This window comes from Allobosea sp. P1_B10, from assembly GCF_056406735.1.
On record NZ_JBFTZP010000002.1, the window covers coordinates 304,313 to 329,089 of the forward strand.

Here is a 24,777-nt window from a genome sequence, read left to right on the forward strand (position 1 = left end):
ATTCCGGATCGTCCATGTCGATTTCCTCGATCGAACTCCTCGGCTTCGCGGCCGCGACGCTGACGACCCTGTGCTGGGTGCCGCAGGCCGTGCATACGATCAGGACGCGCGACACACGGGCGATCTCGCTGCTCACGCAGGGGATGTTCGCGCTCGGGGTGCTGCTCTGGCTCTGCTACGGGCTCTACCTTGTGTCCTGGCCGCTGATCTCGGCTAATGGCATCACGCTCTGCCTCGTCCTCGTCATCCTCGCGATGAAGCTGCGTTACGGCTAGAGCAACAGCACCTGCCGCACCGGACCCCGCCAATGCCCGCGATTACCAGCGCCCATATCCTGCCGATCATCATGCTGATCGGCTCCAACGTCTTCATGACCTTCGCCTGGTACGGGCATCTCAGCTACAAGAGCACGGCGATCTGGCTGGCGATCCTGGCGAGCTGGATGATCGCGCTGCCTGAATACATGCTGGCCGTGCCGGCCAACCGTATCGGCTCCGCTGTCTATTCCGCAGCCGAACTCAAGACGATGCAGGAGGTGATCACCCTCACCGTCTTTGCCGGCTTCTCGGTGTTCTGGCTGAAGGAATCGCTGACGTGGAACCATGCCATCGGCTTCGCGCTGATCGCGGCGGGGGCGTTCTTCATCTTCCAGGCAAAGGGCTGAACGGCGGCCGGCCGGCGACAGGGTCTCAGGGCTCGACCGGCAGCTTTTCCGCGAGCCAGCCGTCAGGGCCAAGCACGCCGCCGCGCACGGCCGCGAGATCGCGCCAGCCGCGGCCGGCGAGCTTTTGCTGAACGGAGGCCGCAAGGCCGCCGGTGCGGTCGATCAGGGCGATGCGCTTGCCGGGATTGTCGAGCCTGATGCCGGCGAGGCGGACCTCGAAGCCGGCGCCCTCTGCATCGAGCCTGATCGCACCTTGTGGCACGCCCGTATCGGCCCATTCGCCGGGGCTGCGGATATCGATCAGGACCAGAGAACCGCCTTTACGTCCGTCGCTGGCTTGCCGGGCGGTCAGTGCAGAAAGCGGGCTTTGGCCCAGCGCATCCCCCCGGAACAGAAAAACCGCCGCGCCTGTCAGCAGGGCGCGGCGGTTCAACATGGCGGTCACGGTGTCATTGCGAGAGGATTTCGCCCGCAATGACAGGGTGCCTCAGCGCAGTTCGGCGCAGAAGCGCTGGATGCGGCGGCAGGCCTCTTCCAGCTTCTCGTCCGAGGTGGCGTAGGAGATGCGGAAGTTGGGGCCCAGGCCGAAGGACGAGCCGTGCACTGCGGCAACCGATTCCGTCTCCAGGATGCCCATGACGAGATCCTCGTCGGTCTCGATCGTCTTGCCGTTCGGCATGGTCTTGCCGATCAGGGCCGAGCAGTCGGGATAGACGTAGAAGGCGCCTTCCGGCTTCGGGCAAACCAGGCCGCGGGTCTGGTTCAGCATGGAGACCACGAGGTCGCGGCGGCGCTCGAAGGCCGCGCGGAACACGGGGATGTGCTCCTGGGTGCCGTCGAGAGCCTCGACTGCGGCCCATTGCGAGATCGCCGAGGTGCCGGAGGTCTGCTGGCCCTGGACCAGGTCCATGGCGTTCATCAGGACCTGAGGGCCTGCCGCGTAGCCGATGCGCCAGCCGGTCATGGCGTAAGACTTCGAGACGCCGTTCATGGTCAGCGTGCGCTCGTAGAGGCCGGGCTCGACCTGCGCCGGGGTGACGAACTGGAAGTCGCCATAGACCAGGTGCTCATACATGTCGTCGGTCAGCACCCAGACATGGGGATGGCGCATCAGCACATCGGTGAGCTTCTTCATCTCGTCGAAGCTGTAGGCGGCGCCCGAGGGGTTCGACGGCGAGTTCAGGATGACCCACTTGGTCTTCGGTGTGATCGCGCGCTCCAGCTCTTCCGGCTGCAGCTTGAACTCGTTCTCGATCTTGGTCTGCGCGAAGGTCGGGGTGCCGCCGCAGAGCGCCACCATCTCGGGATAGCTGACCCAGTAGGGCGAGACACAGATGACTTCGTCGCCCGGGTTCAGGGTGGCGAGCAGGGCGTTGTAGATGACATGCTTGCCGCCGGTCGAGACGATGGTCTGCGACGGCTTGTAGTCGAGGCCGTTCTCGCGCTTCAGCTTGCGGGTGATCGCCTCGCGCAGCTGCGGAATGCCGGACACCGGCGTGTACTTCGTCTCGCCGCGGCGGATCGCGGCGATGGCCGCTTCCTTGATATTGTCGGGCGTATCGAAATCGGGCTCGCCGACGGAGAGCGAGATCACGTCCTTGCCGGCGGCTTTGAGGTCGCGGGCTTTCTGCGTGATGGTGATGGTCGCAGATGGCTTCACGCGCTTCAGGGCGTCGGCAAGAAAGGCCATGGGTTTGATCTCCGGGGAAGCGGACTAAGGACTGCGCCAGTACCGGCGCGCGCGTGGTTTAGGACCCATGCGCCGGCACCGCAAGACAGAGTGCTTGATCATTGCCAGAAGGGAAGCGAATTCATTGCCGCGAGCGCACGCGCCAGATTGGCCGGAAACGTGCATGATGAAATCATCGGGCCAAGCAGCCCCTCTCTGACAGCGCGCCTTGCGCGCGGAAGGCCTCGCGTGAAACTCAGGATCGGCTACGAGCTCGACTACGAATTTCCGCAACCCACCCCGGTCATCCTCATGCTGAACGTGCATTTCAGCCGTGTTTCGGATCTGGCCGGCCCCGACTACATGCGCATCACCCCGTCGGTTCCGGTCAGCGCCTATCGCGACGGTTTCGGGAACTGGTGCAGCCGATTGCTGGCGCCGCAGGGCGCGATGCGCATCACGGCGGACGCGATCATCAACGACAGCGGCCTGCCCGAACACTTCAACCGTAGCGCGGGACAGGTCCCGGTCGAGAACCTTCCGGAGGAATGCCTCGTCTTCCTGCTCGCGAGCCGCTTCTGCGACAGCGACCGGCTGCTCAACCTCGCCTGGGAGCTGTTTTGCCAGACACAGCCCGGCGCGCCGCGCGTCCAGGCGATCTGCGACTTCGTGCACCAGCGCATCGCCTTCAACTACAACGATGCCAGCGTGACGCGCACGGCGTCCGACGCCTATCGCGAGGGGCGGGGCGTCTGCCGTGACTATGCCCATCTCGCGATTGCCTTTTGCCGGGCGATGAACATCCCGGCACGCTACTGCACCTGCTATCTCGGCGATGTCGGCACGCCGCCTCCCTATCCGCCGGGCGACTTCGCAGCTTCTTTCGAAGCCTATCTCGACGGCGGCTGGCAGATGTTCGATCCACGCAACAACGTGCCGCGCATCGGGCGCGTGCTGATCGCGCAGGGTCGGGACGCAGCCGATGTCGCCATCGCCACGACCTTCGGGCCCAATACGCTGACGGGCTTCAGGGTCTGGACCGACGAGGTGGTGGAGGCCTAGAGCAGGCCCTGGCTCCAGCCCGCGCCTTCAGGGCGGAGCGAACCGAAACGAAACGCCGGAACCGAGAGCACATGCCGAAACTCTGCAAATTCACCTCGCCGGTCGACGGCAAGCCGGTCTTCGTCAATCCAGACCAGGTCAGCGTCGTCTATACGTTCAAAGGCGAGCCGCCCGACACGATCATCGCGTTCCGCAAGGATTTCCTTCTGGGGGTGAAGGAAAGCCTGGAGGAGACCGTCGCCATGCTCGACAAGGCGACGGCCGAGAAGACAGCCGGGAGCTAGTCCCGGAACAGCCCACTCGCCGCGGGCTTTTTGGCCCGCAGCGGGGTCTTGCGGGAGAGGCCCTTCGATTTGGCTTCCGCCTCCGTCGCCTCGGCTTCCGCCTCCGGCGCCTCGGCCGGCACGGCGGCGACAGGAGCCTTCACCGAGGGCTTGGCAGCGTGCTTTTCCGCCTCGGCCGGATCGATCGTCCTGAAGCGGATCATTTCTTCTTCGGTCCGCCGGCTGCCTTGGCGACGACGGCTGCGAAGGTCGAGGGCGCTGCCGCGGAGACCTTCGGCTTTTCCTTCTTGGGCTTCTTGGCTTCGCGATTGCTGCGTTGTTCTTTTGACATGGTCGGGTTCCTCGGCAGCGGGATCGCGGGATGCGAACCTCGGGATGGTCATGGACGCGCATCGGGCACAGGCCGTCTCGGCCTGTCCCCGCTTCTATCGGCTGAAATCACTGGGTCGTTTCGTCATGGGCGGCTTTCGCCTGCCGCGGCCGGGCCCGGCTGAGCCCGGGCCTCGTCATGTCGAAGCAGGCCGCCAGAGTAGGACATGCCGCGCAAGCGCGCACGCGCTTTGTTGGCGGCGCGCTATGGTTAACCTCCGTTAACGCCTGCGCCCTAGTTTCGCTGCAACCTTGCGATTCGGTGGAGACCCATGCGCGCACTCACATTGGCCCTGCCACTCGTCCTGCTTGCCTCTGCCGCTTCGGCGCAGGCTGGCTTCCAGTCCTGTCTTGCCGGTCTGCGCCAGGACGCTGCCGCCAAGGGCGTCTCCGGCGCCACCTTCGATCGTGTCATGGCGGGCGTCGAGCCCGACATGAAGGTGATCGAGGCGATGAACAACCAGCCGGAGTTCAAGACTCCGATCTGGGACTATCTCGGCACGCTTGTCGACGACGAGAAGGTCGCCGAGGGCCGCGCCATGCTGCGCCAGCACGGCGCAACGCTGGCGGCGGCCGAACAGCGGTTCGGAGTCGATCGCCACACCATCCTGGCAGTCTGGGGCGTCGAAAGCGATTTCGGCAAGGCGCGCGGAAAGATGTCTTTGGTCCAGGCGCTCTCGACCGGTGCCTGCCTTGCGCCGCGCCGCAACGCCTTCTTCAAGGGCGAACTGATCGCGACCCTGCAGATCATCCAGCGCGGCGATGTCCGTGCCGACCGGATGTTCGGCTCCTGGGCCGGCGCCTTCGGCCACACCCAGTTCATTCCTTCCACCTATATGCGGCTTGCCGTCGACGGCGACGGTGACGGCCGGCGCGACCTCGTCGATTCCATCCCCGATGCGCTGCACTCGACGGCGAATTTCATGGACAAGGCAGGCTGGGTCACCGGTGCCAGCTGGGGCTATGAGGTGCGCGTGCCGGGCGGATATTCTGGACCGACCGGGCGCAATCCCAAGCAACCTGTCTCGTCCTGGGCATCGCGTGGCATCGTCAAGTTCGACGGCTCGGCGCTGTCGGGTTCGGGCAATGCCGGCCTGCTGATGCCGGCGGGGCGCAATGGCCCGGCCTTCCTCGTCTTCAAGAACTACGATGCGGCCTACAGCTACAATGGCGCCGATTCCTATGCGCTCGCGATCTCGTTGCTCTCGGACCGGATTCGCGGCCGGCCCGGCGTGCAGGGCGACTGGCCGACGGACGACCTGCCGCTCTCGCGCGAGCAGCGCCGCGAATTGCAGCGCCTTTTGACCGCGCGCGGCTTCGATGTCGGCGAGCCCGATGGCGCGGTCGGGGCGCTGACGCGCGCTGCAATCAAGCAGATCGAGGCCAAGATCGGGATGCCGCAGACCGGGCGCCCCGGCGAGAAGGTGTTGCGCGCCCTGAAGAGCGGGCGGGTCTAGCCTCGCGTCAGCACCGGTTGACCCACGGATCTTTTTCCAGGGATTCTCGGGCCCACGCTTCGCCTCGCCAGAGAATGACGGAAACGCCATGACCCGCCGCCTGATCTCCACCGGCTCGCCTTTCGAGACCGCCTTCGGCTATTCCCGCGCCGTGATCGATGGCGACCTCGTCTTCGTCTCGGGCACGACCGGATACGACTATGTGACGATGACGCTGCCGGAGGATGCCGCCCAGCAGGCGCGCAACATCTTCCGCACGCTCGACGCCGTGCTGACCGAGGCCGGCTCGTCGCTGGCGAGGGTGGTACGGGCGCAGTATTTCGTGACCGACCGCAGCTATTGCGAGCCGGTGCTGGCCGTCTGCGGCGAGGTCTTTGGCGAGATCCGTCCGGCTGCCGGGATCTACGTCGTCTCGGGCCTTCTGAAGCCCGAGATGAAGGTCGAGATCGAGGTCACGGCCCGGCTGGCACCTGCCTGACCGCGCAGCCGCAGCATCCTGTTTACATGCCCGGCCGTCGCGGTCATCCTGCCTGCAACGAACAGAAAACGATGCAGGGAGGCGACTATGTGCCGGATATTCTCCGCCCAGACGTCTGAGCGCTACGCGCACCAGACCCGCTCGATCAGGCTCAGCGGCCATGCCACCTCGATCAGGCTCGAAGCCGCGTTCTGGGAAATCCTCGAGGAGATCGCGCGGCTGCAGGGCGTGACGCTCGGGCGGTTCCTGACCAAGCTCCATGACGAGGTCCTGGAATTCAACGAGGAGAGCGTGAACTTCACCGCGCTGCTGCGTTGCGCCTGCCTGACCTATCTAACCGATGTGCGGGACCAGGAGGACGAGGGCGACCGGCTGCGCCGCGAGGCCGCGATCGCTTTCCAGCAGGCGGCGGAATGACATCCTCCCAAAGTTTCGATTTGTAGTAATCCGATACTACCCGCAGCCTGAAGCTTGGACCTACCTTTCCTCGACCCGCTTTCGAGAGGTCGAGCGCATTGCCTTCGCATTCCCCGGTGGTTTCCCGTCGACGCGCCGCTTTCCGCCGCAGCGGCTCGATATGCATCGTTGTTTCGCTCGGTCTGGCCTGCTGTGCCCTGAAGGCGGTCGCCGCCCAGGATTTCGACCTCGCCAAGGCGAAACAGCAGTTCCTATCCAGTTGCGGTGTCTGCCATACGGCGGAGAAGGGCGGGCCTAACCGCCAGGGTCCCAATCTCCACGACATCGTCGGCAAGGCTGCCGCCGCCACGCCGAATTTCAAATTTTCGGAGCCGCTCAAGTCCTCGGGCCTGACCTGGGACGAAGCCACGCTCGACCGCTGGATCGAGGATGCCCAGGCGATGCGCCCGGGCACGATCATGGCCTATCGCCAGCGCGATCCCGACCGGCGCCAGCTCATCATCGCCTACCTCAAATCGCTGTCCGAGCCGAAATAGGAGCCTGCGAACCATGGCAAAAGCCGTGCACACGATGATCCGCGTCCTCGACGAAGCGCGCTCGGTCGCCTTCTACGAGGCAGCCTTCGGGCTGGAGATCGCGGAGCGCCTCGGCTTCGATGGCTTCACGCTGCTCTATCTGCGCAATCCCGAAGCCGATTTCGAGGTCGAGCTAACGGTCAATCACGACCGGACGCAAGCCTATCAGCTCGGCGACGGTTACGGCCATCTCGCGGTGGTCGTCGAAGACCTCGAGGCCGAGCATGCCCGCCATCTCGCTGCGGGCCTGAATCCCAATCCGATCAAGGAGTTCCACCGCGAGGGCACGCTTCTGGCGAAGTTCTTCTTCATCCAGGATCCCGATGGCTACAAGATCGAGGTCCTCCAGAAACACGGCCGATACCGCTGAGCCGGAAGACGACCCGAGCAGCAAAAATGCGCCGGGAACCATCAGGAGGAAACCATGACCAGATCTCACGGGGCCGAGCCGCGGCCCGAACTCGACCGGCGCCGGTTCCTGGCCGGCACCGGGGCAGCCGCCATCGCCATCTCGGGCGGTGCCCTGATCAATGCGGGTGAGGCCTGGGGGCTCGAGGTCAAGGCGCTGAAGCCGACCACGATGGTCACCCTGATCAAGATGGCGCGCGACATCTATCCGCATGACCGGCTCGCCGACCGCTTCTACGCCGTGGCGATGAAGTCCTACGACGAGAAGGCGGGCAAGGACGCCGCGTTCCGGGCCGATGTCGAGAAGAACGTAGCCGAGCTCGATGGCCTCGCGATGAAGCAGCACAAGCTCGCCTATGCCGCCGTCGGCTGGGAGAGCCAGCGCGTAAACCTGCTGCGCGCGATCCAGAAGGGCAAGTTCTTCCAGGGCGTGCGGTCCGGCCTCGTGGTCTCGCTCTACAACCAGCCGGAGGTCTGGCCGATGTTCGGATACGAGGGCGAGAGCGCCTCGAAGGGCGGCTACATCGAGCGTGGCTTCGGCGACATCGCCTGGCTCTGACCGACACAAAATCAGGAGGAACAGTCATGGCTGGCAAATTCGATTTGAACGATGACAGCGTCGTCGTGGTGGTCGGCTCGGGGGCGGGCGGCGGCACGCTGGCGACCGAACTGGCGCTCAAGGGCATCAAGGTGGTCTGCCTCGAGGCGGGCAAGCGGCATGAGATCGAGGATTTTCTCAACGACGAATGGGGGTCTTTCAGCCAGCTCGCCTGGACCGACATGCGCACGACCTCGGGCTCGTGGCGGGTGGCGAAGGATTTTGCCAATCTCCCGGCCTGGATCGTCAAGGCTGTGGGCGGCTCGACGACGCACTGGGCGGGCGCTTCGCTGCGGTTGCAGAAGCACGAGTTCAAGGCCCGTACGAGCTATGGCGCGGTGAAGGGGGCCAACCTGCTCGACTGGCCGATCGACCTTGCCGAGATGGAGCCGTGGTACGCCAAGGCCGAGGACCGGATGGGCGTGACGCGCACGAACGGCATCCCGGGGCTGCCCGGCAACAACAACTACAAGGTCTTCGAGAAGGGCGCGAAGGCGATCGGCTACAAGCAAGTCTCGACTGGCCGGATGGCGATCAATTCCGAGCCGCGCGACGGCCGTGGCGCCTGCCAGCAGATCGGTTTCTGCTTCCAGGGCTGCAAGTCGGGCGCGAAATGGTCGACGCTCTATGCCGAGATCCCGAAGGGGGAGGCGACTGGCAAGCTCGAGGTGCGGCCGGAATCCTTCGTGCAGATGATCGAGCACGACGCGTCCGGCCAGGTGACGGGGGTGGTCTATCTCGACGCCAAGGGTGTGCAGCAGCGCCAGAAGGCCCGTATCGTGGCCGTCGCCGGCAATTCGATCGAGAGCCCGCGTTTGCTGCTCAATTCGGCTGGCGGGAAGTTCAAGGACGGGCTCGCGAACTCGTCGGGCCAGGTCGGGCGCAACTACATGCGCCACATGACCGGATCGGTCTACGCGACCTTCGACAAGCCGGTGAAGATGTGGCGCGGTACCACGATGGCCGGGATCGTCCAGGACGAGGCGCATCACGACCCCAAGCGCGGTTTCGTCGGCGGCTACGAGATGGAGACGCTGTCGATCGGCCTGCCGTTCATGGCGGCGTTCCTCGACCCGGGATCATGGGGCCGCGAATTCGCCTCGGCGCTGGATTCCTACGAGACCATGGCGGGGCTGTGGATCGTGGGCGAGGACATGCCTCAGGAGAGCAACCGCATCACCCTGTCCGACAAGAAGGACAAGGGCGGAATGGCCGTGGCGAATGTGCATTTCGACGACCACCCCAACGATCTCGCCATGCGCGCCCATGCCTATGGCCGGGGCGCGGCGATGTACGAGGCGGTGGGCTCGACGCGCACCTTCCCGACGACGCCCTATCCCTCCACGCATAATCTCGGGACAAACCGCATGTCCGAGAAGGCGCGGGACGGCGTCGTCAACAAATGGGGACAGGCGCACGACATCAAGAACCTGTTCGTCTCCGACGGCAGCCAGTTCACCAGTGGCGGGGCGGAGAATCCGACGCTGACGATCGTGGCGCTGGCCTTAAGACAGGCCGACTACATCGAGAGGCAGATGGCCCAGAAGGCCGTCTGACGCGCGATCCTCACCAAGCAGCTTCCTGCGTCCCCGTTCGCGGCTGGGCGCGGGGAGGCGACGCCCGGCCCTCCCTCCCGGCCGGGCGTTGTCCTGTCTGGGGGGGGCGGGCAAAGCGCGCCGCTGGCTCGCCGCCTGCATCGGCATAGTCGGAAAACGCATTCCACTTTTCCGGCCGATGCTCTAATCAGCCGCCAGTCATCACGATGCATCACGCGAGGCGATAACCATGGCGACCCATAAGCTCCTGCTCCTGCCCGGCGACGGCATCGGCCCCGAAGTCATGGGCCAGGTCGAGACCGTGGTCTCGTGGTTCGAGAAGCAGGGTCTTGCCTCCTTCGCCATCGAGAAGGGCCTTGTCGGCGGCGTCGCCTTCGACGCGCACAAGCAGGCGATCTCCGAGGGCGACATGAAGCTCGCCCAGGATGCCGATGCCGTGCTGTTCGGCGCAGTCGGTGGCCCGAAATGGGCCGACGTGCCCTATCAGCACCGCCCCGAGGCCGGCCTGCTGCGCCTGCGCAAGGATCTGGGCCTGTTCGCCAACCTGCGCCCCGCGATCTGCTACCCGGCGCTGGCCTCGGCCTCCTCGCTGAAGCCCGAGGTCGTCGAGGGCCTCGATATCCTGATCGTGCGCGAGCTGACCGGCGGCGTTTATTTCGGCGAGCCCAAGGAAATCGTCACGCTGGAGGACGGCTCGAAGCGCGGCGTCGACACGCAGATCTACACGACGCCCGAGATCGACCGGATCTGCCGCGTCGCCTTCGAGCTGGCGCGCACCCGCCGCAACAAGGTCTCCTCGGCCGAGAAGCACAATGTCATGAAGACGGGCGTGCTCTGGAAGCAGACCGTCACCGCGCTGCATGCCAAGGACTATTCGGACGTCGAGCTCGAGCATGTTCTGGCCGACAACTGCGCCATGCAGCTGGTGCGCTGGCCCAAGCAGTATGACGTCATCGTCACCGACAACCTGTTCGGCGACATCCTGTCCGACGTGGCGGCGATGCTGACCGGCTCGCTGGGCATGCTGCCCTCCGCCTCGCTCGGCGCCGAAGACCCCGTCAGCGGCAAGCGCAAGGCGCTCTACGAGCCCGTCCACGGCTCGGCGCCCGACATCGCCGGCAAGGGCCTGGCCAACCCGATCGCGATGATCGGCTCGTTTGCCATGGCGCTGCGCTACTCCTTCGGCGCGATCGAGGCCGCCGACCGGCTCGAAGGCGCGATCGCCGACGTGCTGGGCTCCGGCACCCGGACCAAGGATATCGCGGCGCCCGGCGCCAACGCCGTCTCGACTTCCGAGATGGGCGCAGCCATCGTCAAGGCGCTAGAAGCCCGCGGCTGAGACGCTCTAGACTGAATACGAGAAAGGCGACCGGTTGCGTGCCGGTCGCCTTTTTTGTTTGGGCTGATAGGTGCCCAGCCGCGCATCACCGGGAGCAGTCAGGCCGGGGCGGGCGCTGGACCTGCCCCGGCCCCACAGGCCTCACTCGGCCGATACGATCTTTCCGCCGTCCCATTTGAACATCGAGAAGCTCGGCGAACTCAGGTCGCCGGTCTTGCCGTAGGATAGCTTGCCGATGGCGGTGGCGATCGGCTCGCCGGATTTCAGCGCCTTGGCAACGGTTTCGGCGTTGTCGGCCTTCTTGGCGCGCTCGATGCCGGCCTTGATGACCTCGACCGCGGCATAGGCGTTCAGTGTGAAGGCCTCGGGCGGGATGCCCTTCGCCTTCAGGGCCGCGACCGCTGCGGCGGAATCGGGGTTTTTCAGCGCGTCGGTGGCGTTGGTGAACAAGGTGCCGGCGCCGGTCTGGTCGGCGATCGCCCAGTACTCGGTATTGGACAGGCCCTCGCCGCCGATGATCGTGGCTTTCACGCTGGCGTCAGCGAGTTGCCTCGCCAGCAGGCCACCCTCCGGGTGATAGCCGCCGAAATAGATCAGGTCGGGATTGCTGGACTTCAGCCGCGAGACGATGGCCGACAGGTCCTTCTCGCCCGGGTTCAGCGAGAGGTAGGTGACCTCCGTCATGCCGCCGGCATTGATGCCCTTCTTGAAGGCGTCGGCGAGGCCTTTGCCATAGGTGCCCTTGTCGTGGACGATGGCGATCTTCTTGTCCCTGAACGCCTTCAGGACATAGGCGGCGGCGATGTCGGCCTGCTGGTCGTCGCGGCCGCAGGTGCGCAGCACATTGGTCAGGCCGCGGTTCGTCAGCGCGGGCGCCGTCGCGGTCGGCGTCACCATCAGGACGCCGCTCTCGGCAAAGACATCCGACACCGCCATCGCGACGCCCGACGTCACCGGGCCGACGACGAACTTGACCTTCTCGCCGACGAGCAGATTGGCCGAGGAGACACCCTGCTTGGGATCGCCGGCATCGTCAGCGACCTTGAGCACGATCTTCTCGCCGAGAATGCCGCCGGCCTTGTTCAATGTTTCGACAGCGGCCTCGGCGCCGTTGCGGACCTGGTCGCCGTAGGCTGCGACAGGGCCGGTCAGCGGCGCCACGAGCCCGATGACAATGTCGGCCCTCGCGGCGGAGGCCGAGACGAGCAGCGTGGCAGCAAAGGCCGTGCTGGCAAAGAATTTGAATGTATTCATCGTGATCCTCCCGAGACGGGTCTGCAGCTACGATTTCGAGCTGCCTGGAGAGCATCAGAAAGGCGGATGAAAGCTGCCCAGGCGTCTTGTCGTGACCTTGCGTGGGCTGCGGCGCGGCTCTGATTGCTTGCAGAGGAATATAACATCGGCACCGGCTTTGCGACCGCCTATCCGGCCTAGCGGCCGCGCATCAGGCGCGCTCTCCCGCTCGTGAATTGCGCGTGACGCCGTGGCGTGCGCTAGAGTTGCCGCATCTGAAACGGAGCATGTCCGTCCGATGCTGATCAAGACTCGTCCTGGCTGGGAAATGCCCGAGAGCCAGGCCACCCCGGAATCGGTGTTCCTCGACCGCCGCGCCCTGCTTGGCGCCGGCCTTGGCCTCGCAGCTGGAACGGCATGGCCGGAGATCGCAGCCGCGCAAGGCGCAGACCCCACGCTCGACCTGTATCCGGCCAAGCGCAACGCAGCCTATACGCTCGACCGGCCGGTGACAGAGGCGGATCTCGCTGCGAACTACAACAACTTCTACGAGTTCGGCACCTCGAAGGACGTCGCGTCCGCCGCCAAGAAACTGGTGACGCGGCCCTGGAGCATCACCGTCGACGGCATGGTCGAAAAGCCCTTCGAGATCGGCATCGACGATCTCGTGCGGAAGCTGCCGCTGGAAGAGCGGCTCTATCGCTTCCGTTGCGTCGAGGCCTGGTCGATGGCCGTGCCGTGGACCGGCATCCCGCTCAAGGCCTTCGTCGACTTCGCGAAGCCGCTGGCTTCGGCCAAATACATCCGCTTCGAGACCTTCATGAACCCGCGCATGGCGCCGGGCCAGACGCAGCGCTGGTATCCCTGGCCCTATACCGAGGGGCTCACCATGGCCGAGGCCGCCAATGAGCTGCCGATGCTGGTGACGGGCATCTACGGCAAGCCGACGCCCAACCAGCACGGCGCCCCGATTCGCCTGATCACGCCGTGGAAATACGGCTTCAAATCGGTGAAATCGATCACCAAGATCAGCTTCGTCGCCGAACGTCCCAAGACGTTCTGGGAGGGGCTGCAGTCCTCCGAATACGGGTTCTGGGCCAATGTGAACCCGGAGGTCCCGCATCCGCGCTGGAGCCAGGCGAGCGAGCAGGTGCTGGGCTCGCGCGACCGCAAGCCGACGCTGCTGTTCAACGGCTATGCCGAGCAGGTGGCGGGCCTGTACAAGGGGCTGGAGGGCGAGAAGCTCTATATGTGAGTGGCCGCAATCGTCCGCGTCATTGCGAGCGTAGCCAAGCAATCCAGCGTTGCGGAGCTCTGCAGTTCTGGATTGCTTCGTCGCTTTCGCTCTTCGCAATGACGGGGTGTTGGTACAGGATAGCTCTGTCATGCAGCAGTTCTGCCTTTTCGAGACTGCAATCGGCTCCTGTGCGCTGGTCTGGGATGGCGAGTATATCGTCGGCTCGCAATTGCCGGAGCGGGACGAGGAGACTGCGCGGCGCCGGCTGGCCAAGCGCTTTCCCGAGGCAGTCGAGGCGCCGGCTGCCGCCTTCGTCGAGGCGGCGCAGGCCGATATCGTCGCGCTGCTGAACGGTGAGCCGCGCGATCTCTCGCATCTTCCGATCGCCCTCGATCTGACCTCCGCGTTCAATCGCAAGGTCTATGATGTCGCGCTGAGCATTCCGCCCGGCGAGACGCTGACTTATGGCGAGGTCGCGGCTCGCATAGGCGAGCCCGGCGCCGCGCGTGCGGTGGGGGTAGCACTGGGACAAAACCCGTTTGCGCCGATCGTCCCCTGCCATCGGATCCTGGCGGCAGGAGGAAAGACCGGCGGCTTCTCGGCCGATGGCGGGGTCGAGACCAAGCTGCGCATGCTGACGATCGAGAAGGCGCGCACCAGCGCCGAGCCCAGCCTGTTCGACGCACTTCCGCTGGAGGCGCGGCGGCGCTGACGAGCGCCTGGCCCGGACGGAGACCCTCCACCTTGGATTCTCGCAATGGCGCCATTGCGTGCCATGCGTCTTGCGCCTTCGCGCCGGCCGCCCCTTATTGAGGGCCCAGTCACCTTTCCAATCCGGGATATGTTTATGGCTAAGCTCAAGCTCGCTGTCGTCGTCGGTAGCAATCGGCGCGATTCGATCAACCGCAAGCTCGCCCAGGCGATCGCCAAGCTTGGCGAAGGTGCGTTCGAGCCCGCTTTCGTGGCGATCGACGACCTCCCGATGTATAATCAGGACCTCGAGGCGAACTGGCCGGAGACAGCTGCGCGGCTGAAGCGCGAGATCGAGGCGGCCGACGCCATTCTCGTGGTGACGCCCGAGCACAACCGCTCGATTCCCGCCGTGCTCAAGAACGCCATCGACTGGGCCTCGCGGCCCTATGGCAAGAACTCGTGGCGCGGCAAGGCCGTCGCCGTGACCGGTACCAGCGCCGGCGGTGTCGGCACAGCCGTCGCCCAGCAGCAGCTGCGCACCATCCTCACCAACCTCGCTGGCGTGGTGGCCGGTGGCCAGGTCTTCATCACCTACAAGGATGGCCTGATCGACGACGCCCATGAGGTCACCAACGAGGGCACGCGCGCGTTCCTCCAGGATTTCATCGACCAGTTTGCCGGGGTCGCCGGCAAGCTTGCGGCCTGAGCACAGCGCATAATCATTGGGCACTGCCTGACGCCGGGTCGCAGCCATGCTGCGGCCCGGCTTTTTGCTGGGCAGTCGGCGCCGCATGGCTTCGCCGGAGCGATCTGCATCGGCAGGAATCTGGCCCGCCGGGCGCGGTGCTTCTGACGAAAAACGGCAAAAAAAGAGCCGGCGTCCCCTAGGGGAGCCGGCTTTTAAGGTATGAAACATCCGGTGCAAGCACCAAACATCTCAGAGGGGAACGGCTGAAACGAACTCAACGCCGGGAGGAGGTAGCGGAGCCCGTTCCGAACAACCGTGTTTGCTATATCGGGCAGCAGCTGCCTTTTTGCAATGCAGCATTGCTTGGGTCTGACATGCGCTGTATGCATGCCGTAGCGTCATATTCGTCAAATTATCGGTAAATCGGTCTAGACCATGCGCGCAGCGCGTTCCTGCCGCCCTGCGCCAAGGCAGGGCGGGTGCGTGCGGCGTTCATTCAATAGGTCCAGCGCTGGGCCTTCTGGATAAGGAAGTCGCGGAAGACCTGGACGCGTGCGACCGATTTCATCTCTTCCGGGTAGACCAGGTAGCTCTCGAGCTGCGGCATCTCAGTCTCGCGCAGGAGCTGCATGAGCGGAGAGCCGGTCTCGATCAGGTAGTCAGGCAGGATCGCGATGCCGGCGCCGGAATCGACGGCGCGCTTCATCGCGGTGATGTTGTTGACGGTGAGGTGGATCGGGCGCGGGTTGCGCTGGTCGCGCCCCAGCGTGCCGAGCCAGTGCACAGCCGTCAGATAGGATGGAGAGGTGCCGCCGAAGGTCAGGATCCGGTGGCTGTCGAGATCGTCATAGCTCTTGGGTTCGCCGAAACGCTTCACATACGCCGGTGAGCCGTAGACGTGAAAATGCACGGTGAAGAGCTTGCGCTGGATCAGGTCGGGCTGTTGCGGCTGGCGCAGGCGGATGGCGATATCGGCCTCGCGCATCGAAAGGTCCAGCTCCTCGTCCGTGAGGATGAGGTCGACCTTGATGTCGGGGTAGAGATCCAGGAATTCCGCCAGGCGCGGCGTCAGCCAGTGGCCGCCAAGCCCGCGCGTCGCGGTGACCTTGAGTTCGCCCGAGGGGTGCTCGCGGGTCTCCGAGAGCTGCGAGCGCGTGCGCTCGAGCCGCTGCGTCATCTCCCGCGCGGCGCGCCAGAGCAGTTCGCCCTGCTCTGTGAGAATGAGCCCACGGGTATGCCGATGGAACAAGGGTGCGCGTAGTTCGCGCTCAAGGGCGCCGATCTGCCGGCTAACCGCCGACTGACTCAGGCCCAGTACATCTCCCGCCTTTGTAAAGCTGCCAGATTCAGCGACGGTATAAAATATTCTGATGCGGTCCCAATCCACCGCGTTCCCCCTGTTATGCGTTGGACGCATGTTGGGGTGTAAAATCCTTGAACGTCAATGTCTGCGTTGCAGTCTTATAGCTTTTTCACACTGAATCTGGTGACGGGTTCCATCACAAGCAGTGATATATCGTGCCGGCAAACGGAGAGCGCTCCGCTGCCCGATAACCGGCAAGCGGAGCAATAGCGGGCCTGCGGCCCTGCTTTCCGTAGCGAACCCTGCGGAAATGCCGAGTCAGCAGATCCCGTCGGGACGCTTCATTCGGCGGCCTGACGCTCCTCCAGCTCATTGGCCTGGAGCCAGCGCTCGGCATCGAGCGCCGCCATGCAGCCGAGCCCCGCAGCCGTCACGGCCTGGCGGTAATGCTCGTCGGTGACGTCGCCCGCGGCGAAGACGCCGGGGATATTGGTCTGAGTCGTGCCGGGGGTGACGTCGAGATAGCCCGAGCTGTTCATGGCGAGCTGGCCGATGAACAGCTCCGTCGCGGGCTTGTGCCCGATCGCGATGAAGACACCGTCGGTCTTCAGTTCGCTCTCTGCTCCGGTCTTGAGGTCGCGCAGCCTGAGATGGGTGACGTTGGGGGGCTGGGTGCCGCCGCAGATCTCGGCGATTTCCGCGTTCCAGACCACCTCGATCTTGGGATGCCTGAACAGGCGATCCTGCATCACGCGCTCGGCGCGCAGGGTATCGCGGCGATGGACCAGGGTGACCTTGGCCGCGAGGTTGGCGAGATAGAGCGCCTCCTCGACCGCGGTATTGCCGCCGCCGACGACCACAACCTCCTTGTTGCGGAAGAAGAAGCCGTCGCAGGTGGCGCAGGCCGACACGCCGAAACCCTGGAAAGCCTGCTCGGAGGGCAGGCCTAGCCATTTCGCCTGCGCACCGGTCGCAACGATCAGCGCGTCGCAGGAATAGGTCTCGCCGCCATCGCCCCAGAGGCGGAAGGGGCGCTGCGAGAGATCGACCCGGGCGATATGGTCGGAGACCATCCGGGTGCCCATGTGCTCGGCCTGGCCGCGCATCTGCTCCATCAGCCAGGGGCCCTGGATGACGTCGGCGAAGCCCGGGTAGTTCTCGACATCGGTGGTGATCATGAGCTGGCCGCCGGCCTGCAGTCCGGAGATCAGCACGGGCTCCATCATGGCGCGGGCGGCATAGATCGCGGCGGTATAGCCGGCGGGGCCGGAGCCGATGATCATGACGCGGGCATGGGTGTGGGCCATGGTCTCAATTCCTGTTTGCGCGGCCGATGCCGCATCTTCGTTGCGTTAGATAAGCTCTCGACGGCCGTCGGCCAATGTTCCCGACGCAACCCTCGGCGTCATCCCGGCGGTAGACCCGGGTTCGCGCGGGAGGCCGGCGCGTCAGAGCATTGGCTTCTCAGTCCAGACCCAGCTCGGCCCGATAGCGCAGCCACCCGGCGCGCACCGCATCCGCAATGATCCGCGTCGAGTCTATCGGGTCGTAACGGGTGCCAGCAAGGCGCCCGTCGAAGTGATGCACAGCGCCCTCGCGTCGCAACGCCTCGGTCAAGGCCCTGAACTTGCGGTGGCCACCCTGGGGCTCGAACAGCAGGATCGGGGCGCCAGTGGCGGTCGCCTCGCCGACCATGTTGGTGGAATCGGCGGTGATGACGACGGCATCGGCATTGGCGAGCAGGGCGATGTAGGGATTGTCGCCAGTGCCATCCCACCACCAGCCGCCATACCGGGCGAAGACCTCGGCAACCGCCTGCTTCAGGAGGGGCTGGGTCCGGCGCGAGGGCGTGCCCATCAGCGCGACGCCCGATGCCGCCAGCGCGTCCAGCTGGGCCGTCAGGCGGGCAATGTCGTCGGTCGTGAAGCGGTGGTGGCGGCTGTCGCCGCCGACAAGCACCGCCACGCGCGGGGAGGGCAGGGCTGCGATCGCGGCCGGGGGGTGTTCGTGCGCCTGCCCAAGCCGCTCGGGAGACAGGCGGTGCGGCGAGGTGGTGGTGACCAGGACGTTCTCACCGCGCAGCCGGTCATGGCCGGCGACCCAGATCAGGTCGGCGGCGCCTGTGCCGATGCGCGGGTCCTTCAGGAAAACCGTGAAGGCGGCGCCATTCGAAGCCTTCTTGACCGCTCGCAGGTAAGGCACGGCGCGCCGCCCGGAGGCGATGACGATGTCGGGATAGGGCGCGCGGATCGGGCTGCCGGAGCGGTCGGGCGCATCGCGTGGGTCGATCGGCCCACGCGGCATCAGCCAGGCGAAGGGCGCGCGGGGCGTGACACGTCGGATCTCCGGCGTCACGCCCAGGCGTTCGGCGACGCCGATGCACTGCAATTCGTCGCCGGCCTTGCCGTCGCTGAGCACCCAGATCGTCGGCAGAGGGTCGGCGGGCAAGTCAGGGCTCCTCTCGGGCAACGCATCCTCGACTCTCGTGCCGACGAGCAAGGCAGCGCCTTGGTCGACAAGGATGCTCGGGAGGTTTTCTTGGCCTCCTGAAGCATCTGCCGAGACGCCGTTGGCGCGGCTCCCCGGGACGAGGCTTGAAACGAATGGCCGGACCGATGGAAACGGCACGCGCCTTGTATCGCCCGCTGCTCGCGTCTACACCAGCGCGACTTCTTCCGGGGCTGTTCTTTGCGATCAAAACTCGACGATATCGACCTGCGCATCCTGCGTGAATTGCAGGCAGACGGGCGCATGACCAATGTCGAGCTGGCAAGCCGTGTCGGCATTTCGCCGCCGCCCTGCCTGCGGCGCGTGCGCGCGCTCGAGGATGCCGGGGTGATCACCGGCTATCGCGGGCTTATCGACGAGAGCAAGCTCGGGATCGAGGTGGTCTGCTTCGCCTTCGTGCACCTCGCCAGCCAGGCCGAGGCCGATCTCGCGCAGTTCCAGGCTCGAATCCGCGACTGGGACGCCGTGCGCGAGTGCTGGAAGCTCTCGGGCGACATCGACTTCATGATGAAATGCGTGGCGCCTGACCTGAAGGCCTTCCAGGATTTCGTCGGCAACCTGACCGCGCTGCCCAATGTCCGGAACGTTCGGACCGCGCTGGCGCTCGACCGGGTCAAGGACGAGCCGATCGTACCTCTGGCCTGAACGAGCGCATTTCGTGGCAGCCGTGATCCGACGAGCCGTCGCTGCCGATCTCCCGGATATCCTGGCCCTCTATGCCGAGTTGAACGCGACCGACCTGCTGCCCACTCCGGCACAGGCGGCGCCGACCTGGGCAAGGATGCTGTCGAGCGAAATGGTCGGCGTGCATGTCGCCGAACTCGATGGATTCGTGGTGTCGACCTGCGTCCTGGTGATTGCACCGAACCTGACTCGCGGCATGCGATCCTTCGGCGTCATCGAGAACGTCGTGACACTGAAGCGCGTGCAGGGACAGGGGCTTGGACGGCGCGTCATGCAGGCGGCGTTCGACGAGGCCTGGGCGGCCGACTGCTACAAGATCATGCTGCTGACCGGCCGCATGGACCCCGCCGTCCATCACTTCTACGAATCATGCGGCTTTGCGCGCGGCAAGACCGCCTATGAGATCAGGCGCCCTTAAGCCGGCAATGCGAAGCGTCAACCGGCGACGTAACGCCTGATCCAGCCGGCATTGGTGTGGGCGAGGCTGTCGAGACGCCTGGCGTCGATGTCGGGCGCATACCAGGGGCCAGCCATGCTGGCCGAGGACTGCGACTGCACGGGATAGCTTGCGATCACGCGTCCGTCGCGGCCGACAAGCGTTGCCGTGCTGTCGAGCCCGTCGAGTGCGCTCCCTCCGCCGATCCCGCTGCCGCCGCCGGAATAGCTCGGCATGCTCATGCTGTGCACCGTCACCACGAGCGAGGTGCCGTTGCTGCTGAGGCTGGGGCCGAGTGTCGCGGAAAGCTCCTGTTCCAGCGCCATCTTGATATGCGCGGCATTCGCGCCAGCGCCGCGGCTGACGAGTTGGGAGACATCGACCCGGACCGCGGACGCAGCAGCGGCGGGCGACAGGTTGCCCGCGAGCGTCAAGGCGGTGCCGGTCAAGGCGAGGCTGAGCAGAGTGCGGCGGTTGAGCATGACGATCTCCTGATCCCTCGGCTCGGGCGCGGCCGAGGCGGCGCGACCGAGCGGGTGTTCAGGTCGATCTAGGTGCGGTCGGCGGCCCCGACCATGGCTGCGGGCCGCTGGTCGCAGGGTCGTGATCGCGTCAGCCGAGCACGTAGCGCTTGATCCAGCCCGCGTTGTGGCGAATCAGCCCGTCCATGCGGCGCTGATCGATGTCGGGCAGATACCAGGGGCCGGCAGAACTGGCCGGCACGGTCGAAAGCACCGGCCAGGTCGAAATGATGCGGTTGCCGCGCGCAACCAAAGTCGCCTCGCTGTCGAAGGAATCCGAGGTCGAGCCGCCGCTCCAGCGCCCGCCATCATTGCCGGCGTAGCTGTTGAGGAAGACGCCTCGCACGGCGACATTCAGCGTCGGGCCGGCACCCGGGCGGATATGGCCCGCCAGTTCCGACGCCAGCGCCTGTTCGAGGCCGAGCTTGATCGCCAGAGCATTGCTGCCCCAGCCCTGCGCCTGCAAGCGCGAGACGTCGACACGGATTGCGCCGATCGAGATCGCCTGCGCCCGCGCGGGACCCGAGCCGAACGGTGCGACGGCCAGCACGGGGCCCGCGATGCCAACGCCCAGAATGCCGCGACGGGTGATCATCTGCCGGTCTCCTGCTTCCTGACCCTCAGCGGAACTCGACGCTGACGACCTCGTAGGACTTGCCGCCGCCCGGCGTATTCACCTGGACGGAATCGCCGACCTTCTTGCCGATCAGCGCACGTGCGATCGGCGAGCCGATCGAGACCTTGCCGGACTTCACGTCCGATTCCGGTTCGCCGACGATCTGGTAGACCTTCTTCTCCTCGGTGTCGTCGTCGATCAACTGCACGGTGGCGCCGAACTTGATCGTGTCGCCGCCGGCGAGCTTGGCGACGTCGATGATGTCGGCCCGGCCGATCAGCGACTCCAGCTCCTGGACGCGGCCTTCGTTCAGGGCCTGCGCTTCCTTGGCGGCATGATACTCGGCGTTCTCCGAGAGATCGCCATGGGCGCGTGCTTCCGAAATCGCCTGGATGATGCGCTGGCGCTGCACCTGCTGGCGGTCCTTCAATTCCACCTCGAGAGCGGCAAAGCCACCCGCGGTCATTGGAACCTTTTCCATCATCTCAATCCCGAATTGCTAAAGCGAATATCCGCCGGGGGCGTGACCGCCCGCCTGCGTGCTTCGCTCCCGACAGTGTTTATAATCAGCCCCATCCTATTCCGGCGAGACGCCGTTCAGGCGGCCTGCGTGAAATAGGACTGCAGTGAACGCACTTCGAGATCGCCGCTGCAATAAGCTTTGATGCCTTCCGCAGCTGCGATCGCTCCCGCCAAGGTGGTATAATAGGGAACCTTGTGCAAGAGGGCCGTTCGGCGGAGTGAGCGGGAGTCCGCCAGGGCCTGCGGACCTTCGGTCGTGTTGAAGATCAGCTGGATCTCGCCGTTCTTGATAGCGTCGACCACGTGCGGCCGGCCTTCCAGAACCTTGTTGATCTTGGCGGCCGAAATGCCTTCCTCTTGGAGCAGGCGCAGCGTGCCGCCGGTGGCGACGACGCGGAAGCCGAGCTCGGCCAGGATGCGAATCGAGGGCACGATGCGCGGCTTGTCCTCGTCCTTCACCGAGACGAAGACCGTGCCCTTGACCGGCACCTTGGAACCAGCACCGAGCTGGCTCTTGGCGAAGGCGATGTCGAAGGAGCGGTCGAGCCCGATGACTTCGCCCGTCGAGCGCATTTCCGGCCCGAGCAGGACGTCGACGCCGGGGAAGCGGGCGAAGGGGAAGACCGCTTCCTTGACGCCGACATGATCGAGCTTCTGGGCCTTGAGGCCGAAGCTCGCCAGGCTCTCGCCGGCCATGATCCGGGCGGCGATCTTGGCGATCGGCTGCCCGATCACCTTGGCGACGAAGGGCACGGTGCGCGAGGCGCGCGGGTTCACTTCGAGCACGTAGATCACGCCGTTCTGGATGGCGTACTGCACGTTCATGAGCCCGCCGACGTCGAGAGCCAGCGCCATTGCCTTGGTCTGGCGCTCCAACTCGGCGATGGTCTCGGGCGAGAGCGAACGCGGCGGCAGCGAGCAGGCGGAATCACCGGAGTGGATGCCGGCCTCCTCGATGTGCTCCATGATGCCGGCGATGAAGGCGTCCTTGCCGTCGCTGAGGCAGTCGACATCGACCTCGATCGCATCCGACAGGTAGCGGTCGAACAGCAGCGGGTTCTTGCCCAGGACCGTGTTGATCTGGCCGGTCTTGTCGTTGGGGTACTTGGCCTTGACCTCGGACGGGATCAGCGAGGGCAGGGTGCCGAGCAGGTAGTCCTCGAACATCACCTCGTCGCGGATGATCGCCATGGCGCGGCCGCCGAGCACATAGGACGGGCGCACGACGAAGGGCAGGCCGAGTTCGCCCGCGATCATGCGGGCCTGCTCGACCGAATAGGCGATGCCGTTCTTCGGCTGCTTGAGCTGGAGCTTGTCGAGCAGGCGCTTGAAGCGGTCGCGGTCCTCGGCGAGGTCGATCATGTCGGGCGAGGTGCCCAGGATCGGGATGCCGGCCTCTTCGAGCGCATTGGCGAGCTTCAGCGGGGTCTGGCCGCCGAACTGGACGATCACGCCGTGCAGCGTGCCGGCCTGCTTCTCGGTCTCGAGGATTTCGAGAACGTCCTCGGCGGTCAGCGGCTCGAAATAGAGCCGGTCAGAGGTGTCGTAGTCGGTCGAGACGGTCTCGGGGTTGCAGTTGACCATGATCGTCTCGTAGCCGGCGTCATGCAGCGCGTAGCAGGCATGGCAGCAGCAATAGTCGAACTCGATGCCCTGGCCGATGCGGTTGGGACCGCCGCCGAGAATCACGACCTTCTTCTTGTCCGACGGCATGGCCTCATCGGCGGCCTTGCCTGCGAAGGGCATGGCATAGGTCGAGTACATGTAGGCGGTCGGCGAGGCGAATTCGGCCGCGCAGGTGTCGATGCGCTTGTAGACCGGGCGCACGGAGAGCGAGCGGCGCAGCGCGCGCACCTCTTCCTCGGTCTTGCCGGCCACCGCTGCCAGGCGCTTGTCGGAGAAGCCCATCGCCTTGACCTGGCGGAAGGCGCCCGGGGTCTGCGGCAAGCCGTGAATGCGGACCTTCTCCTCGGTGTCGACGATCTCGCGCATTTGCTCGAGGAACCAGGGGTCGATCTTGCAGCTCTCGTGGATCTGCTCGTCGGAGAAGCCGAAGCGCATCGCCTGCGCGACATGCAGGATGCGGTCCGGCGTCGGGGTCGACAGCGCGGCCTTGATGGCGTTGCGGTCGTCGCCCTGGCCCATGCCGTCGACCTCGATCTCGTCGAGCCCGTCAAGGCCGGTCTCAAGCGAGCGCAGGGCCTTCTGCAGAGATTCCTGGAAGGTACGGCCGATCGCCATGGCTTCGCCGACCGACTTCATCGCGGTGGTCAGGGTCGGCTCGGCGCCGGGGAACTTCTCGAAGGCGAAGCGCGGAATTTTGGTGACGACATAGTCGATCGATGGCTCGAAGGAGGCCGGGGTCGCGCCGCCGGTGATCTCGTTCTCGATCTCGTCGAGCGTGTAGCCGACGGCCAGACGCGCCGCGACCTTGGCGATCGGGAAGCCGGTCGCCTTCGAGGCCAGCGCCGAGGAGCGCGAGACGCGCGGGTTCATCTCGATGACGATCATGCGCCCGGTGGCCGGATCCACGGCAAACTGAACATTGCTGCCGCCGGTCTCGACGCCGATCTCGCGCAGCACCGCCAGCGAGGCGTCGCGCATGATCTGGTATTCCTTGTCGGTCAGCGTCAGCGCCGGAGCGACGGTGATCGAATCACCGGTGTGGACGCCCATCGGATCGATGTTCTCGATCGAGCAGACGATGATGCAGTTGTCGTTCTTATCGCGAACGACCTCCATCTCGTACTCTTTCCAGCCGAGGACGCTTTCCTCGATCAGAATCTCGCTGGTCGGCGATGCATCGAATCCACGCTCGCAGATCTCGATGAACTCGCCCTTGTTGTAGGCTATGCCGCCGCCGGTGCCGCCCATGGTGAAGGACGGGCGGATGATGGCGGGCAGGCCGATATCGTCCAGCGCGGTCAGGGCCTGGCCGAGATTCTTGACATGGTGGGAGCGCGGCGTGTCGAGGCCGATCTTGGTCATGGCCTCGCGGAAGCGCTCGCGGTCCTCGGCCTTGTCGATCGCGTCGGCGGTGGCGCCGATCATCTCGACGCCGAACTTCTCCAGCACGCTGATCTTGTTGCCGTTCTCGTCGATCAGTGTCTTCTGGTTGAGCGAGAGCGCGCAGTTCAGCGCGGTCTGGCCGCCCATGGTCGGGAGCAGGGCGTCTGGGCGCTCCTTCTCGATGATCTTGGCGACGATCTCGGGCGTGATCGGCTCGACATAGGTGGCGTCGGCGAGTTCCGGATCGGTCATGATCGTGGCCGGGTTCGAATTGACCAGCACGATGCGATAGCCCTCAGCCTTGAGGGTCTTGCAGGCCTGGGTGCCGGAATAGTCGAACTCGCAGGCCTGGCCGATGATGATGGGGCCGGCGCCGATGATCAGGATGGACTTGATGTCTGTGCGCTTCGGCATGATCTCGACCAGTGTTCGCGGGCGTGCACGGGCCAAA

General features: G+C 65.4%; 29 protein-coding genes. 17 read left to right on the top strand and 12 right to left on the bottom strand.

Annotated elements, in window-relative coordinates:
• Positions 1–14: 14 nt before the first annotated feature.
• Together AC1D2L_RS06150 and AC1D2L_RS06155 are read left to right on the top strand one after the other, a co-directional pair.
• Positions 15–275, top strand: coding sequence for a SemiSWEET transporter (locus AC1D2L_RS06150; RefSeq protein WP_476844949.1), 261 nt, complete (start codon positions 15–17; stop codon positions 273–275).
• A gap of 32 nt (positions 276–307) precedes the next feature.
• Positions 308–664 carry a DMT family protein gene (locus tag AC1D2L_RS06155; protein WP_476844950.1) on the top strand — a complete coding sequence of 119 codons (357 nt, stop codon included), beginning with the start codon at positions 308–310 and terminating at the stop codon, positions 662–664.
• 25 nt (positions 665–689) lie between these two features.
• Here the strand turns inward: AC1D2L_RS06155 and AC1D2L_RS06160 are convergent, their stop codons facing one another.
• Both AC1D2L_RS06160 and AC1D2L_RS06165 read right to left on the bottom strand, forming a co-directional pair.
• The gene (locus AC1D2L_RS06160) at positions 690–1,100 is read right to left on the bottom strand and encodes a rhodanese-like domain-containing protein (RefSeq protein ID WP_476844951.1); all 411 of its coding nucleotides are present in this window, start codon (positions 1,098–1,100) and stop codon (positions 690–692) included.
• A 51-nt stretch (positions 1,101–1,151) separates the two neighbouring features.
• Complete coding sequence (locus tag AC1D2L_RS06165) at positions 1,152–2,354, bottom strand: pyridoxal phosphate-dependent aminotransferase (protein ID WP_476844952.1); 1,203 nt, start codon at positions 2,352–2,354, stop codon at positions 1,152–1,154.
• 228 nt (positions 2,355–2,582) lie between these two features.
• Here AC1D2L_RS06165 and AC1D2L_RS06170 point away from each other — a divergent pair, with 228 nt between their 5' ends.
• Complete coding sequence (locus AC1D2L_RS06170; RefSeq protein WP_476844953.1) at positions 2,583–3,395, top strand: transglutaminase-like domain-containing protein; 813 nt, start codon at positions 2,583–2,585, stop codon at positions 3,393–3,395.
• Positions 3,396–3,466: 71 nt separating this feature from the next.
• The gene (locus tag AC1D2L_RS06175; RefSeq protein ID WP_476844954.1) at positions 3,467–3,679 is read left to right on the top strand and encodes a hypothetical protein; all 213 of its coding nucleotides are present in this window, start codon (positions 3,467–3,469) and stop codon (positions 3,677–3,679) included.
• Here AC1D2L_RS06175 and AC1D2L_RS06180 read toward each other — a convergent pair.
• Both AC1D2L_RS06180 and AC1D2L_RS06185 read right to left on the bottom strand, forming a co-directional pair.
• Entirely contained in the window at positions 3,676–3,882 is a 207-nt protein-coding gene (locus AC1D2L_RS06180; protein WP_476844955.1) for a hypothetical protein, read from the bottom strand. The two genes, AC1D2L_RS06175 and AC1D2L_RS06180, sit on opposite strands and share 4 nt — an antisense overlap.
• Positions 3,879–4,010: a hypothetical protein gene (locus AC1D2L_RS06185; protein ID WP_476844956.1), complete on the bottom strand. Its 132-nt coding sequence runs from the start codon at positions 4,008–4,010 to the stop codon at positions 3,879–3,881. The genes AC1D2L_RS06180 and AC1D2L_RS06185 overlap by 4 nt, the downstream gene beginning before the upstream one ends.
• 310 nt (positions 4,011–4,320) lie before the next feature.
• On the opposite strand from AC1D2L_RS06185, the gene AC1D2L_RS06190 reads away from it, so the two are divergent.
• The 8 genes from AC1D2L_RS06190 (at position 4,321) to leuB (ending at position 10,876) form a co-directional block, all read left to right on the top strand.
• Positions 4,321–5,505 carry a lytic murein transglycosylase gene (locus tag AC1D2L_RS06190; RefSeq protein ID WP_476844957.1) on the top strand — a complete coding sequence of 395 codons (1,185 nt, stop codon included), beginning with the start codon at positions 4,321–4,323 and terminating at the stop codon, positions 5,503–5,505.
• Positions 5,506–5,593: 88 nt separating this feature from the next.
• Positions 5,594–5,983 carry a RidA family protein gene (locus AC1D2L_RS06195; protein WP_476844958.1) on the top strand — a complete coding sequence of 130 codons (390 nt, stop codon included), beginning with the start codon at positions 5,594–5,596 and terminating at the stop codon, positions 5,981–5,983.
• A gap of 87 nt (positions 5,984–6,070) precedes the next feature.
• Entirely contained in the window at positions 6,071–6,400 is a 330-nt protein-coding gene (locus AC1D2L_RS06200; protein ID WP_476844959.1) for a ribbon-helix-helix domain-containing protein, read from the top strand.
• A gap of 116 nt (positions 6,401–6,516) precedes the next feature.
• Entirely contained in the window at positions 6,517–6,936 is a 420-nt protein-coding gene (locus AC1D2L_RS06205) for a c-type cytochrome (RefSeq protein WP_476844960.1), read from the top strand.
• A gap of 13 nt (positions 6,937–6,949) precedes the next feature.
• Complete coding sequence (locus tag AC1D2L_RS06210; protein ID WP_476844961.1) at positions 6,950–7,345, top strand: VOC family protein; 396 nt, start codon at positions 6,950–6,952, stop codon at positions 7,343–7,345.
• A gap of 54 nt (positions 7,346–7,399) precedes the next feature.
• Positions 7,400–7,942 carry a Twin-arginine translocation pathway signal gene (locus AC1D2L_RS06215; RefSeq protein ID WP_476844962.1) on the top strand — a complete coding sequence of 181 codons (543 nt, stop codon included), beginning with the start codon at positions 7,400–7,402 and terminating at the stop codon, positions 7,940–7,942.
• Positions 7,943–7,968: 26 nt separating this feature from the next.
• Entirely contained in the window at positions 7,969–9,537 is a 1,569-nt protein-coding gene (locus AC1D2L_RS06220; protein ID WP_476844963.1) for a GMC family oxidoreductase, read from the top strand.
• Positions 9,538–9,766: 229 nt separating this feature from the next.
• The gene (gene leuB / locus AC1D2L_RS06225; RefSeq protein ID WP_476844964.1) at positions 9,767–10,876 is read left to right on the top strand and encodes a 3-isopropylmalate dehydrogenase; all 1,110 of its coding nucleotides are present in this window, start codon (positions 9,767–9,769) and stop codon (positions 10,874–10,876) included.
• A 141-nt stretch (positions 10,877–11,017) separates the two neighbouring features.
• On the opposite strand, the gene AC1D2L_RS06230 is transcribed toward leuB, so the two are convergent.
• A complete protein-coding gene (locus AC1D2L_RS06230) occupies positions 11,018–12,130 on the bottom strand; it encodes a branched-chain amino acid ABC transporter substrate-binding protein (protein ID WP_476844965.1) in 1,113 nt (370 codons plus the stop codon).
• A gap of 277 nt (positions 12,131–12,407) precedes the next feature.
• On the opposite strand from AC1D2L_RS06230, the gene msrP reads away from it, so the two are divergent.
• From msrP to AC1D2L_RS06245, 3 genes are all read left to right on the top strand, one after another.
• Positions 12,408–13,364 carry a protein-methionine-sulfoxide reductase catalytic subunit MsrP gene (gene msrP / locus AC1D2L_RS06235; protein ID WP_476844966.1) on the top strand — a complete coding sequence of 319 codons (957 nt, stop codon included), beginning with the start codon at positions 12,408–12,410 and terminating at the stop codon, positions 13,362–13,364.
• A gap of 130 nt (positions 13,365–13,494) precedes the next feature.
• Positions 13,495–14,058: a methylated-DNA--[protein]-cysteine S-methyltransferase gene (locus tag AC1D2L_RS06240; protein WP_476844967.1), complete on the top strand. Its 564-nt coding sequence runs from the start codon at positions 13,495–13,497 to the stop codon at positions 14,056–14,058.
• A 135-nt stretch (positions 14,059–14,193) separates the two neighbouring features.
• Complete coding sequence (locus AC1D2L_RS06245; protein WP_476844968.1) at positions 14,194–14,745, top strand: NADPH-dependent FMN reductase; 552 nt, start codon at positions 14,194–14,196, stop codon at positions 14,743–14,745.
• Between the two features lie 478 nt (positions 14,746–15,223).
• Here AC1D2L_RS06245 and AC1D2L_RS06250 read toward each other — a convergent pair whose 3' ends face one another.
• The 3 genes from AC1D2L_RS06250 to AC1D2L_RS06260 form a co-directional block, all read right to left on the bottom strand.
• A complete protein-coding gene (locus tag AC1D2L_RS06250) occupies positions 15,224–16,114 on the bottom strand; it encodes a LysR family transcriptional regulator (RefSeq protein ID WP_476844969.1) in 891 nt (296 codons plus the stop codon).
• Positions 16,115–16,371: 257 nt separating this feature from the next.
• Positions 16,372–17,337 (bottom strand): thioredoxin-disulfide reductase, encoded by a 966-nt coding sequence (gene trxB / locus AC1D2L_RS06255; RefSeq protein ID WP_476844970.1) that lies wholly within the window; start codon positions 17,335–17,337, stop codon positions 16,372–16,374.
• 157 nt (positions 17,338–17,494) lie between these two features.
• Entirely contained in the window at positions 17,495–18,478 is a 984-nt protein-coding gene (locus AC1D2L_RS06260) for a mitochondrial fission ELM1 family protein (protein ID WP_476844971.1), read from the bottom strand.
• A gap of 240 nt (positions 18,479–18,718) precedes the next feature.
• Here AC1D2L_RS06260 and AC1D2L_RS06265 point away from each other — a divergent pair, with 240 nt between their 5' ends.
• Entirely contained in the window at positions 18,719–19,183 is a 465-nt protein-coding gene (locus AC1D2L_RS06265) for an Lrp/AsnC family transcriptional regulator (RefSeq protein ID WP_476844972.1), read from the top strand.
• A gap of 13 nt (positions 19,184–19,196) precedes the next feature.
• Positions 19,197–19,640: a GNAT family N-acetyltransferase gene (locus tag AC1D2L_RS06270; RefSeq protein WP_476844973.1), complete on the top strand. Its 444-nt coding sequence runs from the start codon at positions 19,197–19,199 to the stop codon at positions 19,638–19,640.
• 17 nt (positions 19,641–19,657) lie between these two features.
• Here the strand turns inward: AC1D2L_RS06270 and AC1D2L_RS06275 are convergent, their stop codons facing one another.
• The 4 genes from AC1D2L_RS06275 to carB form a co-directional block, all read right to left on the bottom strand.
• A complete protein-coding gene (locus AC1D2L_RS06275; protein ID WP_476844974.1) occupies positions 19,658–20,140 on the bottom strand; it encodes a hypothetical protein in 483 nt (160 codons plus the stop codon).
• Between the two features lie 130 nt (positions 20,141–20,270).
• Positions 20,271–20,774 carry a hypothetical protein gene (locus AC1D2L_RS06280; RefSeq protein WP_476844975.1) on the bottom strand — a complete coding sequence of 168 codons (504 nt, stop codon included), beginning with the start codon at positions 20,772–20,774 and terminating at the stop codon, positions 20,271–20,273.
• Positions 20,775–20,799: 25 nt separating this feature from the next.
• A complete protein-coding gene (gene greA, locus AC1D2L_RS06285) occupies positions 20,800–21,276 on the bottom strand; it encodes a transcription elongation factor GreA (RefSeq protein ID WP_476844976.1) in 477 nt (158 codons plus the stop codon).
• Between the two features lie 116 nt (positions 21,277–21,392).
• Positions 21,393–24,740, bottom strand: coding sequence for a carbamoyl-phosphate synthase large subunit (gene carB / locus AC1D2L_RS06290; RefSeq protein ID WP_476844977.1), 3,348 nt, complete (start codon positions 24,738–24,740; stop codon positions 21,393–21,395).
• Positions 24,741–24,777: the final 37 nt, after the last annotated feature.

Bases quoted from the DNA above. Each gene is read 5' to 3' on its own strand.
- AC1D2L_RS06175 (WP_476844954.1), top strand. From the start codon at position 3,467: ATGCCGAAACTCTGCAAATTCACCTCGCCGGTCGACGGCAAGCCGGTC.
- AC1D2L_RS06210 (WP_476844961.1), top strand. From the start codon at position 6,950: ATGGCAAAAGCCGTGCACACGATGATCCGCGTCCTCGACGAAGCGCGC.
- AC1D2L_RS06165 (WP_476844952.1), bottom strand. From the start codon at position 2,354: ATGGCCTTTCTTGCCGACGCCCTGAAGCGCGTGAAGCCATCTGCGACC.
- AC1D2L_RS06195 (WP_476844958.1), top strand. From the start codon at position 5,594: ATGACCCGCCGCCTGATCTCCACCGGCTCGCCTTTCGAGACCGCCTTC.
- AC1D2L_RS06245 (WP_476844968.1), top strand. From the start codon at position 14,194: ATGGCTAAGCTCAAGCTCGCTGTCGTCGTCGGTAGCAATCGGCGCGAT.
- greA (WP_476844976.1), bottom strand. From the start codon at position 21,276: ATGGAAAAGGTTCCAATGACCGCGGGTGGCTTTGCCGCTCTCGAGGTG.
- AC1D2L_RS06180 (WP_476844955.1), bottom strand. From the start codon at position 3,882: ATGATCCGCTTCAGGACGATCGATCCGGCCGAGGCGGAAAAGCACGCT.
- AC1D2L_RS06220 (WP_476844963.1), top strand. From the start codon at position 7,969: ATGGCTGGCAAATTCGATTTGAACGATGACAGCGTCGTCGTGGTGGTC.
- AC1D2L_RS06280 (WP_476844975.1), bottom strand. From the start codon at position 20,774: ATGATCACCCGTCGCGGCATTCTGGGCGTTGGCATCGCGGGCCCCGTG.
- AC1D2L_RS06200 (WP_476844959.1), top strand. From the start codon at position 6,071: ATGTGCCGGATATTCTCCGCCCAGACGTCTGAGCGCTACGCGCACCAG.
- AC1D2L_RS06190 (WP_476844957.1), top strand. From the start codon at position 4,321: ATGCGCGCACTCACATTGGCCCTGCCACTCGTCCTGCTTGCCTCTGCC.
- AC1D2L_RS06150 (WP_476844949.1), top strand. From the start codon at position 15: ATGTCGATTTCCTCGATCGAACTCCTCGGCTTCGCGGCCGCGACGCTG.
- AC1D2L_RS06240 (WP_476844967.1), top strand. From the start codon at position 13,495: ATGCAGCAGTTCTGCCTTTTCGAGACTGCAATCGGCTCCTGTGCGCTG.
- AC1D2L_RS06185 (WP_476844956.1), bottom strand. From the start codon at position 4,010: ATGTCAAAAGAACAACGCAGCAATCGCGAAGCCAAGAAGCCCAAGAAG.
- AC1D2L_RS06155 (WP_476844950.1), top strand. From the start codon at position 308: ATGCCCGCGATTACCAGCGCCCATATCCTGCCGATCATCATGCTGATC.
- AC1D2L_RS06215 (WP_476844962.1), top strand. From the start codon at position 7,400: ATGACCAGATCTCACGGGGCCGAGCCGCGGCCCGAACTCGACCGGCGC.
- leuB (WP_476844964.1), top strand. From the start codon at position 9,767: ATGGCGACCCATAAGCTCCTGCTCCTGCCCGGCGACGGCATCGGCCCC.
- trxB (WP_476844970.1), bottom strand. From the start codon at position 17,337: ATGGCCCACACCCATGCCCGCGTCATGATCATCGGCTCCGGCCCCGCC.
- AC1D2L_RS06230 (WP_476844965.1), bottom strand. From the start codon at position 12,130: ATGAATACATTCAAATTCTTTGCCAGCACGGCCTTTGCTGCCACGCTG.
- AC1D2L_RS06160 (WP_476844951.1), bottom strand. From the start codon at position 1,100: ATGTTGAACCGCCGCGCCCTGCTGACAGGCGCGGCGGTTTTTCTGTTC.
- AC1D2L_RS06275 (WP_476844974.1), bottom strand. From the start codon at position 20,140: ATGCTCAACCGCCGCACTCTGCTCAGCCTCGCCTTGACCGGCACCGCC.
- carB (WP_476844977.1), bottom strand. From the start codon at position 24,740: ATGCCGAAGCGCACAGACATCAAGTCCATCCTGATCATCGGCGCCGGC.
- msrP (WP_476844966.1), top strand. From the start codon at position 12,408: ATGCTGATCAAGACTCGTCCTGGCTGGGAAATGCCCGAGAGCCAGGCC.